This is a genomic window from Phnomibacter sp., from assembly GCF_036803085.1.
Classification (GTDB): Bacteria; Bacteroidota; Bacteroidia; order Chitinophagales; family Chitinophagaceae; genus Phnomibacter.
This window is the reverse complement of record NZ_DAIRUZ010000006.1, coordinates 58965-68948: the sequence shown is the minus strand read 5'-3', so window position 1 is coordinate 68948 and position 9984 is coordinate 58965. Positions and strand designations below refer to the sequence as shown.

The 9984-nt window shown below is 39.3% G+C and carries 11 protein-coding genes; 7 read left to right on the top strand and 4 right to left on the bottom strand.

Translation table 11 applies throughout. From position 1 onward, the window contains the following. The first annotated feature begins 201 nt into the window (after positions 1-201). The 7 genes from V7Q13_RS12630 (at position 202) to V7Q13_RS12600 (ending at position 4921) form a co-directional block, all read left to right on the top strand. The gene (locus tag V7Q13_RS12630; protein ID WP_333801035.1) at positions 202-627 is read left to right on the top strand and encodes a DUF6326 family protein; all 426 of its coding nucleotides are present in this window, start codon (positions 202-204) and stop codon (positions 625-627) included. A gap of 15 nt (positions 628-642) precedes the next feature. Next, positions 643-1344 carry a DUF4386 domain-containing protein gene (locus V7Q13_RS12625; protein WP_333801034.1) on the top strand — a complete coding sequence of 234 codons (702 nt, stop codon included), beginning with the start codon at positions 643-645 and terminating at the stop codon, positions 1342-1344. Between the two features lie 111 nt (positions 1345-1455). Then, positions 1456-1827, top strand: a complete 372-nt coding sequence (locus V7Q13_RS12620) for a hypothetical protein (RefSeq protein ID WP_333801032.1) — start codon at positions 1456-1458, stop codon at positions 1825-1827. A 23-nt stretch (positions 1828-1850) separates the two neighbouring features. Further along, positions 1851-2735, top strand: a complete 885-nt coding sequence (locus V7Q13_RS12615; protein ID WP_333801199.1) for an IS3 family transposase — start codon at positions 1851-1853, stop codon at positions 2733-2735. Between the two features lie 378 nt (positions 2736-3113). Beyond that, a complete protein-coding gene (locus V7Q13_RS12610; protein WP_333801033.1) occupies positions 3114-3530 on the top strand; it encodes a hypothetical protein in 417 nt (138 codons plus the stop codon). A 111-nt stretch (positions 3531-3641) separates the two neighbouring features. Next, complete coding sequence (locus V7Q13_RS12605) at positions 3642-4013, top strand: hypothetical protein (RefSeq protein WP_333801032.1); 372 nt, start codon at positions 3642-3644, stop codon at positions 4011-4013. Positions 4014-4036: 23 nt separating this feature from the next. Beyond that, entirely contained in the window at positions 4037-4921 is an 885-nt protein-coding gene (locus tag V7Q13_RS12600) for an IS3 family transposase (protein WP_333801199.1), read from the top strand. A 355-nt stretch (positions 4922-5276) separates the two neighbouring features. Here V7Q13_RS12600 and V7Q13_RS12595 read toward each other — a convergent pair whose 3' ends face one another. Genes V7Q13_RS12595 through V7Q13_RS12580 form a run of 4 tightly spaced genes read right to left on the bottom strand, consistent with a single transcriptional unit; the run spans position 5277 to position 9232 of the window. After that, on the bottom strand, positions 5277-6437 hold the full coding sequence (locus tag V7Q13_RS12595) for an ABC transporter permease (RefSeq protein ID WP_333801031.1): 1161 nt from the start codon (positions 6435-6437) through the stop codon (positions 5277-5279). A 9-nt stretch (positions 6438-6446) separates the two neighbouring features. Continuing rightward, entirely contained in the window at positions 6447-7397 is a 951-nt protein-coding gene (locus V7Q13_RS12590; RefSeq protein ID WP_333801030.1) for an HlyD family secretion protein, read from the bottom strand. Positions 7398-7410: 13 nt separating this feature from the next. Further along, positions 7411-8793 (bottom strand): TolC family protein, encoded by a 1383-nt coding sequence (locus V7Q13_RS12585; RefSeq protein ID WP_333801029.1) that lies wholly within the window; start codon positions 8791-8793, stop codon positions 7411-7413. Positions 8794-8839: 46 nt separating this feature from the next. Next, positions 8840-9232 carry a MarR family winged helix-turn-helix transcriptional regulator gene (locus tag V7Q13_RS12580; RefSeq protein ID WP_333801028.1) on the bottom strand — a complete coding sequence of 131 codons (393 nt, stop codon included), beginning with the start codon at positions 9230-9232 and terminating at the stop codon, positions 8840-8842. Positions 9233-9984: the final 752 nt, after the last annotated feature.

Here is a 9984-nt window from a genome sequence, read left to right as displayed (position 1 = left end):
TGTGCATCTAATGAAGTTTAGTGCTAAAAATCCCCGCCTTCGCAAAGCGGCAAAACGTTGGTGGCAAGCCTACCAGCAAACCGTTTCCAATTGACAGCAGACTACAAATATTTTATTTTACTGTAACTTTTTATACAACTCAATCGTTTCACCAATGCAACACCCCAGACAAATCATTAACTTAAAACCTTAAACGCAATTATGAATTCAAGTGGTACAAATTCAAGTGATTTAGAAGAATTAAAAATAAACGTCAAAATCAAACTTTCGGCTTTGTGGGCATCAGTGACATTTTTTTATATCTATGGCGACTATTTTGAACTCTATGTGCCTAACAAAGTGCAAGGGATAATCAACGGAAACAGTATGCTTGATAATCCAGTAAAACTGTTTGCAGCTTCCGCATTATTGGCAGTTCCAGCTCTAATGGTTTGCTTGTCTGTTATATTGAAAACAAAAATAAATAGGAGGTTGAACTTAATCGCAGGCGTTTTATTTACAGCAATTATGCTTTTGATTGCGGTTACATCAATTTCAGAATGGAGAGCCTTCTATGTTTTTTACGCAATAGTTGAAAGCATACTTACTTCAATAATTATATGGTATGCATGGAAATGGAGAAACTAAATTACCAAATGAATCATGGCAACAGAAATTTCAAACAAAAAATTAGCCAGAATTGCAGGGCTTTTGTATTTAGGGGTTGTAGTAACAGGCATTTTCACTTTAATGTATGTACCCTCTAAACTTTTTAATGCAGACAATGCTTCTTTAATTTTTCAAAATATTACCTCTTCCCAAACACTTTTACGGTTAGGAATCGTTGGTGGACTTTTATGCTATACTTTTTTTCTTTTCTTGCCACTTGTACTGTACAAATTATTGAAAACCGTAAATGAAAATTATGCAAAACTTATGGTGCTTTTAGCGGTTTTAAGTGTTCCAGTATTTTTCTTGAATGTTCAAAACTTATTTTCAATTCTTTCGCTTATCATAGGTGGACAAAGTAAATTAGGTTTATCAACAGACCAAATCCAATTAGCGGTAATGCAATATCTTGACCAGTATGACAATGGCATGCGGATTGTTCACATATTTTCAGGACTTTGGTTATTCCCGTTCGGTTATTTAGTTTTTAAATCAGGGTTTCTTCCCAAACTTTTAGGAGTATTATTAATGCTTGGCTGTTTTGGGTATTTAATAAATTTCATAGGATACACACTAATTCATGATTACTCTAAAATTGGAATATCATCATACATAAGTCTGCCTGCAAGCTTTGGAGAGATTGGAACTTGTTTGTGGCTTTTAGTTATAGGTGTAAAAGATAAAAAACAAACCTGACGACAAACGCCTGCCACCAACAAAAGTATTTGCAAAAGCAGGGCTGGACACTATAACATCAGCTGTGTGCTGTCTCGTCCTGAAATAGGTTGACTAAAAATCAACCATTTTATGGACCTAAAAGAACAGATCATTCAGGAGTATTTAACCCAGGGCTGTGGCTTCAGAGCCCTCGCCGCCAAGTACGGCATCAGCCGTACCACCATTTGCAAATGGGTGCTTATTCATCAGGGAATTCATAACTTACCCCCAACACAAAAGCAACAATCTTATTCCACCAGTAGCATGAACAGCTCCCCGAAAAAGTCAACTCACGACAACGAGCAAACAACTGCCCTGCTCCAAAAAATAGCAGCGCTGGAAAAACAGCTGGAGTGGCAAAAACTCCGTGCCGATGCGCTTGATACTATGATCAACGTTGCAGAAAAAAAGCTGGATATCGCTATCAGAAAAAAGCCTGGCACCCAACAGTCCGAGAAGTAAAAAAGGTAAATCCACATTTCAGCCTGCAAACGATTTGCCGGCTGCTGGGTTATTCGCCTCAGGCTTACCACAAACAACAGCAAAAAACTGTCTCAAAAATGATGGCAGAACAACTGCTGTTGCAACAAATAGACGCCATCAGAAAACATCAGCCACGATGTGGCGGCCGTAAATTATTTATTGAACTGCAACCGTTCTTTGCGCAGCACCAGATAGCAATGGGCAGAGATAAATTCTTTGATTTACTCAAAAGAAATAAACTGCTTGTAAGAAGAACAAAACGCAGTGTGCATACCACCAACAGCAAACATCACTTTTACCGCTATCCCAATATGATAAAGGGTTTTACACCATTCAAAGCACATGAACTGTGGGTAGCAGACATTACTTACATACCACTCAAACACCGCTTTGCTTACCTCTTTTTAATCACAGATGCATACTCAAGAAAAATCGTCGGCTTCCATGTAAGTGATGACATGAAAGTAAGCAGTGCAACACTGGCACTCAAAAAAGCATTGGCACAAAAACCACCAGAAACAATAGTGATACATCACAGCGACAGAGGCATACAATATTGCAGTACCGCTTATGTACAACTACTGCATCAACACAATGCTCACATTAGTATGACTCAAAACGGAGACCCCTATGAAAATGCTATTGCAGAACGGGTAAATGGCATTCTGAAATCAGAACTCATCAGCAAATACTATGACAATATTGATGACGCCTCAAAACATATTGCACGATGCATAACCGTCTACAATTACAAAAGAAGGCACAGCAGCCTCAACTGGCAAATACCGCATGAAGTACACCAACAACAAGGACCACAGATAAGAAGATGGAAAAACTACTATCAGCAAAATACCAAATCGAAAAGAATGAATAGCAACACCCCTTAGGCTCCCAAAAAAAGTTGCTTTAGCTGTGAAGGGCTACACAACTTTTTTTGGGCCACACACACTACAAGCAACCTTTTTAATCAACCATATTCAGGATGTTTTATCTTCATCAACCTATAGCAGGATTTATTCAATAACACAGTCAACTTTTTTCAGGACGGGTCATGCAGGCATCAGCAGCGGTTCGGGCTTGACGTTCAATTTTCAGCTTTAGTTCTTAACTTCAACAACATGTTTTCAATTGGGCATTTGTACCAGGCTGGACAATCAATGAATTCCCTGCCTTCGCAAATACTCGAACGTTGTATGCAATTTTACAGACACAGTATTCTAACATTAGCAACACAGGACACGACTTTGTTTTTTAGACACTTATTTATGACAGCAATTGAGTTTTTCAATAGAGATAATTCTTCAGCCCGAAATTTTGAAGGCGGCTCACTTTGTATTTGGGGAAGTTGGTTTGGCAGACCGATGGACAATTTTCATAAGCTTGACATAGTATCGTTCGACAAGGAGTTAAATAAATTGACACTGACATTTGACAATCAAGAGCGGCTGACAATTTGGAATGCAGAAAACATTACTGATACGAAAGGACATTTTCAAATTGACAAGGCAGACAAGGTTTTATGGGAATGGTATTATTATGGAAAGCCACAAACAGTAGAAAATCTATTTTTTGAGGAATATGAACGAATTGGCGACACAATAAATTTTAAGACAAATATAAACTGGTATAAAAAAAGCAGTAACGACTTGACAAATAAAAAGCCAGCAGTTTCTATGGCTTGACAACAAAAAACTGCATGCGACAAAAGGTTTGCCGCAAGGCTGGCAGACGGAATAACAATCAGCAGTTGTTTGTCTCGTCCTGAAATAGGTTGACTAAAAATCAACCATTTTATGGACCTAAAAGAACAGATCATTCAGGAGTATTTAACCCAGGGCTGTGGCTTCAGAGCCCTCGCCGCCAAGTACGGCATCAGCCGTACCACCATTTGCAAATGGGTGCTTATTCATCAGGGAATTCATAACTTACCCCCAACACAAAAGCAACAATCTTATTCCACCAGTAGCATGAACAGCTCCCCGAAAAAGTCAACTCACGACAACGAGCAAACAACTGCCCTGCTCCAAAAAATAGCAGCGCTGGAAAAACAGCTGGAGTGGCAAAAACTCCGTGCCGATGCGCTTGATACTATGATCAACGTTGCAGAAAAAAAGCTGGATATCGCTATCAGAAAAAAGCCTGGCACCCAACAGTCCGAGAAGTAAAAAAGGTAAATCCACATTTCAGCCTGCAAACGATTTGCCGGCTGCTGGGTTATTCGCCTCAGGCTTACCACAAACAACAGCAAAAAACTGTCTCAAAAATGATGGCAGAACAACTGCTGTTGCAACAAATAGACGCCATCAGAAAACATCAGCCACGATGTGGCGGCCGTAAATTATTTATTGAACTGCAACCGTTCTTTGCGCAGCACCAGATAGCAATGGGCAGAGATAAATTCTTTGATTTACTCAAAAGAAATAAACTGCTTGTAAGAAGAACAAAACGCAGTGTGCATACCACCAACAGCAAACATCACTTTTACCGCTATCCCAATATGATAAAGGGTTTTACACCATTCAAAGCACATGAACTGTGGGTAGCAGACATTACTTACATACCACTCAAACACCGCTTTGCTTACCTCTTTTTAATCACAGATGCATACTCAAGAAAAATCGTCGGCTTCCATGTAAGTGATGACATGAAAGTAAGCAGTGCAACACTGGCACTCAAAAAAGCATTGGCACAAAAACCACCAGAAACAATAGTGATACATCACAGCGACAGAGGCATACAATATTGCAGTACCGCTTATGTACAACTACTGCATCAACACAATGCTCACATTAGTATGACTCAAAACGGAGACCCCTATGAAAATGCTATTGCAGAACGGGTAAATGGCATTCTGAAATCAGAACTCATCAGCAAATACTATGACAATATTGATGACGCCTCAAAACATATTGCACGATGCATAACCGTCTACAATTACAAAAGAAGGCACAGCAGCCTCAACTGGCAAATACCGCATGAAGTACACCAACAACAAGGACCACAGATAAGAAGATGGAAAAACTACTATCAGCAAAATACCAAATCGAAAAGAATGAATAGCAACACCCCTTAGGCTCCCAAAAAAAGTTGCTTTAGCTGTGAAGGGCTACACAACTTTTTTTGGGCCACACACACTACAAGCAACCTTTTTAATCAACCATATTCAGGATGTTTTATCTTCATCAACCTATAGCAGGATTTATGCAATAACACAGTCAACTTTTTTCAGGACGGGTCATGCTTCTATTCAAGTGTAGTGCTGGCAGACAGTTCTGTGCTCCGAAACCCGCCCGAACGCAAAGCCCGAAACCGTTAGTGGCAATGGCAGAACAACCGTACCCCTGAAATTAAACGGCTGAAAAATAACAACCTGACACAGAAAAAAATAATAAAAATCTACCACACAGGATTTTTTTGCAGTACAAAATTCAACCTTGTTTCAATACCTTTCTCTTTTTAAAATACAAAGCCACATAAGACAAAACCGCACAAACAAGCCCAATCCAAATCATAGCCCAAATTGCGCCCGAACATTGGGACAACGTTCCTTCTTCTATCAGCAAAATTCTGAATGCCTGTAAGAAATGCGTAAGCGGAATCACATTTGCAACAGCCACAACCCAATCGGGCATTTGCGAAAGCGGCCACGTAAATCCGCTCAAAATAAAGCTCGGAGTGGCTATAACCATCAGGATTTCGGTTGCTTTGAGCTGACTCGGAATCAGTATGCTTACCAATATCCCGATAAAACATACCGACAACACGAAAATTCCCGCTACAAAGGTCAAAGCACCTAGATTTTCATAAAACGGAATCCTGAACCAAAACGTAAACAGATAATACAAGATCCAAATACCGAAGCTCATTATCAGATACGGAATTATCTTAATTGCCATTATTTTGAGTAGGGATTTGTTTTCCGAAACCAAAGTTCTGAACGTTCCGTTTTCGTATTCCGAGGCAAACGACACAGCCAAGCCTAACAGCAAAACCTGTTGCAAAACCGTAGCCAAAATGCCGGGCCACAAAAAGTACATATAGTTCGTGCTTCGGTTGTATTTTTTGATAAACGTGGTTTTGAACGGCTCATATTGCGACATAGCCACACTTTCGGGCATTCCCTGTTTTTTGAGGGCTTCAATCTGAACTCCCGCTTTGAATGTTCCCAAACAAACCTGAATGGCTGTCGAAGCATAATTGGCAGTCAAAACATTCGAAGTATTCACAATCGTAAGCACTTCGGGATATTTTTTGGTCATTACCTGTTTCTCAAAATCTTTCGGAATAATCACAACCGCAGGAATGTTATCGTTTTCAGCTACGATTTTAGCCAAATCGTTTTGGTCGTATCGGATAAAAGCCACATTCAGAACCTCGTTGTCATTCATCATTTCAATAGCTTTTCGGCTCATCTGACTTTGGTCTTCATCAACCACCACAACAGGCAAATCGGTAACTTTACCTTTCTGATAAACAAAGCCTAAAAGTATTCCGTACATAATCGGAGCCCCAATAAAAAGCAACCGAAGCACACTGTTATCCCAAAACAAACGGAATTCTCTTTTTATAAGCGAAAAAAAGTTTTTCATAATTTCTTATTACAATTCTAAAGTAACCGTAGTTTTCTTAAACAAATCTTTAGCTTGTTCTACATCAATCGGACTGATTTTTATCTCAAAAAGACTCTCCTGAATTTCATAATCGGGATAAGCCGTTGCGATGTTTGCATAAGCTCCCAAAGCCTTAACCGAAGTTATTTTTCCCTTAACCTGACTTTTGTTATAGACTATATTGACGGTTACTTCCTGTCCTTTCTGAACCTTTGAAAGTCGGCTTTCGGGAATCGTAAAACGGAAATAAGTCGATTCCGAAATCGTTCCGCTAATCAAGGTATAACCGGGAAGTGCCAGCTCCCCTGCTTTAAGCGTAATGGACTCTACCGTCATATCCTGTGGAGCAATGATATACCGCTCGGAATCCGCAACCGAAACCTCCTGCAAAGCTCCCAAAGCTCTTTCCTGTTGTCCAAAAGCCATTTTTTGCTGTTCGATTCTCGCTCCGTATTTCACGTCCGAAATTTCAGCCTGAACAGCCAGATACTGCGATTGAGCCCCCTGATATTTAGCGAAAGCCTCATCATACATCTGTTGGGAAACCAACGAATCTTTAAGCATATTTGACAATCGGTTAATGGATTTTTGAGCCAGTTCGTACTGTTCTTTCAATGCTTTTTGTTTGGCTTCTAGCTGTTTGAGCTGATTGTCCGTAGCTCCTTTCAAAGTCATATCATATTGGGCTTTTGCCGACTGAACCGCTCCTTCAGCCTGACTTTTTTTGGCATCGACTTCAGGAATGTCCAAAATAGCAAGCGTATCACCTTTCCTTACAAAATCTCCTTCCTGAATACGGATTTCAATGATTTTTCCCGGAATTTTCGATACGATTCCGATTTGCTCCCTTTCGATTTTTCCCTGAATAACCTCGGCTTTCGGCTTACCACAACCGACAGCGGAAATCACTACAACTAATAATAAATATATCTTTTTCATCACTTTTAATAAGTTAGTTTAAAATAGTTTTGGTTAATTCTCCTGTTACGGAAAGTGTTTCTAAAGCGGACAGCCTTTGCTCTACTAAAATCTGAATTTTATTGGCTGATGCTTTAAACAAATTGTTCTCCGCTTCCAATCTTTCGGAAATGTTGATAAGCCCTTCCTGATATTGCCTTACAGCCATATTCAGATTGTTTGAAGCTACTTTTTCCTGCTCCAGACCGATTTGGTATTTCTGATTCTGAATCCTGTAATTCGCCAGGTTATTTTCCAAAAGCAAAGCAAATTTCTCCTTGGTATCGTCTAATTGATTTTGCACCTGTTCCGCATTTATCTTGGCTTCGTGGATTTTGTGCTTACGTTCAAATCCGCTGAAAATTTCCCATTTCATCGAAAGTCCTACCATCAAATTCGGACTCATCGTAAATTCGTTCATTCTTCCGTAAAGTCGGGAATTGACCATTGGAATTTCAGGTGTAATCATCGTAGCGTCAAAAAGGCTCGTATAAGTAACACCTCCGAATGCTCCCAAAACAGGAAGATAGCTCCCTTTTTCTTTCTTGACCATATAATCGGAAGCCTTCTTGAATGATTCCAAGGCTTTTAGCTCTTGTTTGTTTTCAACCGATAAATCTTCCGAAATCACATAAGGAACAAGTAAATATTCTACTTCTTTGATTTGGTTTTCGGAATATCCCGTGAGGTAATTTATTTTTTGGTAAAGGACTTTTCGTTTTCCTTCCATTTCTATCTTTTTGGATTGTAATTCGAGATTTGCCAATTTGATTTTGTCCCTGTCATACGGAATGGCAAGTCCTTCTTCGATAGCCCTTTCTACTCTTTTGGCTTCGGTAGCCAATCGTTTTTCGCTGTCAATCAGCAATTTTTCGACTTCGTTCAACAAGTGTACTTGGTCAAACGAATGAATCACTTCTTTAATTAAACTTTCTTTTTCAGCCTCGGAAAGATAAGCCGTTCCGATTCGTTTTTGCTCCAAAGCCTTTGCTCCGTTTTCAATCTGAAAACCACTAAACAAAACCGTTTTTGCCATCAGGCTACCCATCAATAAGTTTCCGTAACTGTCAAACGATTGCTTTCCGTCAAAAACCGGCTGATTGATAACCGGAATGTTTCCTGTCGGTAAATCGAGCGTTATTTTCGTATCGAAATACATATAATTTGCCGAACCTTCTACTTTCGGAATGTATTTGTTCCAAACACTTTTCTTTTCCGTACTGATTTTTTCCACTTCCAAATCTTTGTTTCGGATAGAAGCGTTTTTGTCGATTGCTTTCTGAATTGCTTCCTGCAAAGACGGGCTCACATCAATTTGAGCCTTTCCTTCAAAAGCCAAAAGGCAGGCAAGTATAGGCAGTAACTTTTTAATTCTCATTTTACCTCTAAATTTTGATATATTTTATGAAACACTTCTTTTACTGTCACTTAATTTCTACACTGATTCCTTTTATGGATTCTTCGACGGTAGCATTGACAAGATTCATAACTTTTTCCTGTATTTGCTTTCCTTTTTTTGACAGAAAAATCAAATTAGACCTCCTGTCATTTACATCGGGTTTCCGGTCGACCAAACCGTCTTTTTCCATATTGTCAATCAAACGGGTTACGCTTGGTCTGTCCCGAAAGCTCTTATCTGCCAAATACTGTTGCGAGCAACCGTCATTTTCCCACAAAACAGCCAAAAAAGACCATTGTTCCTTGGTTAATTCTACTCCGTTCTGTCTGAAATTCTTATTCAAAACACGATTAAATGCCTGTGGTGTCCTGCCCGTAAGCAGATTGTAAAAATCCTGATATTCTAAAATTGATTGCATAAACAATTGTTGTTACGACAACAAAAGCAAAGAATATTTTTATCCTGAAAATATTTTCTGGAAAAATTAACATTTCGAGAAAATGCAAAAGTTTTTTAATCTTTTGATTTACAGATAAATGTATCAAATAAAGAGTAAACAAAAAGCCACAGCCACTAACAAGGGTTTTGCAAGAGAGCGGGTTAAGTGCTAAATTCAACTTTTGTGCTTCTATTCCGCAAAAACCATTTTTTATTTGCTTGAAAAGTGTGAATTAGCAAATAAAAAAATGGTTTTGCTACGTTGGTGCTAAATTGAAAGTTTGTGCTTTCTAATCCTCTCCCTCGCAAAGCCCCGAACCGTTGTGTGCTATATTAAATGACCACTCCGAAATTTATCATAGCATTACTGACCTTTTCTTTATTGACATCCTGTAGCAGGACTTACAGACTGTCTGAAGATGACCTCAAGTGGATGTCTTATAAGGGAAATGAAATTTTAGTGTTTAACTCTAACACTGGTGACACCGACACAATATTCTTTTTCCTTATCGGTCGGAGTCCTCTCCGACCGAAACGCTACCTCACATTACCTTGTTGCAGATTAAAACACTGAACTCATTGCGGCTGGAGAGGACTCCAGCCGATAAAATATCGGAGAGCATTTACCTGCCCTTATCGGTCGGAGTCCCCTCCGACCGATACACTACCTCACATTCCCTTGTTGCAGATTAAAACACTGAACTCATTGCGGCTGGAGAGGACTCCAGCCGA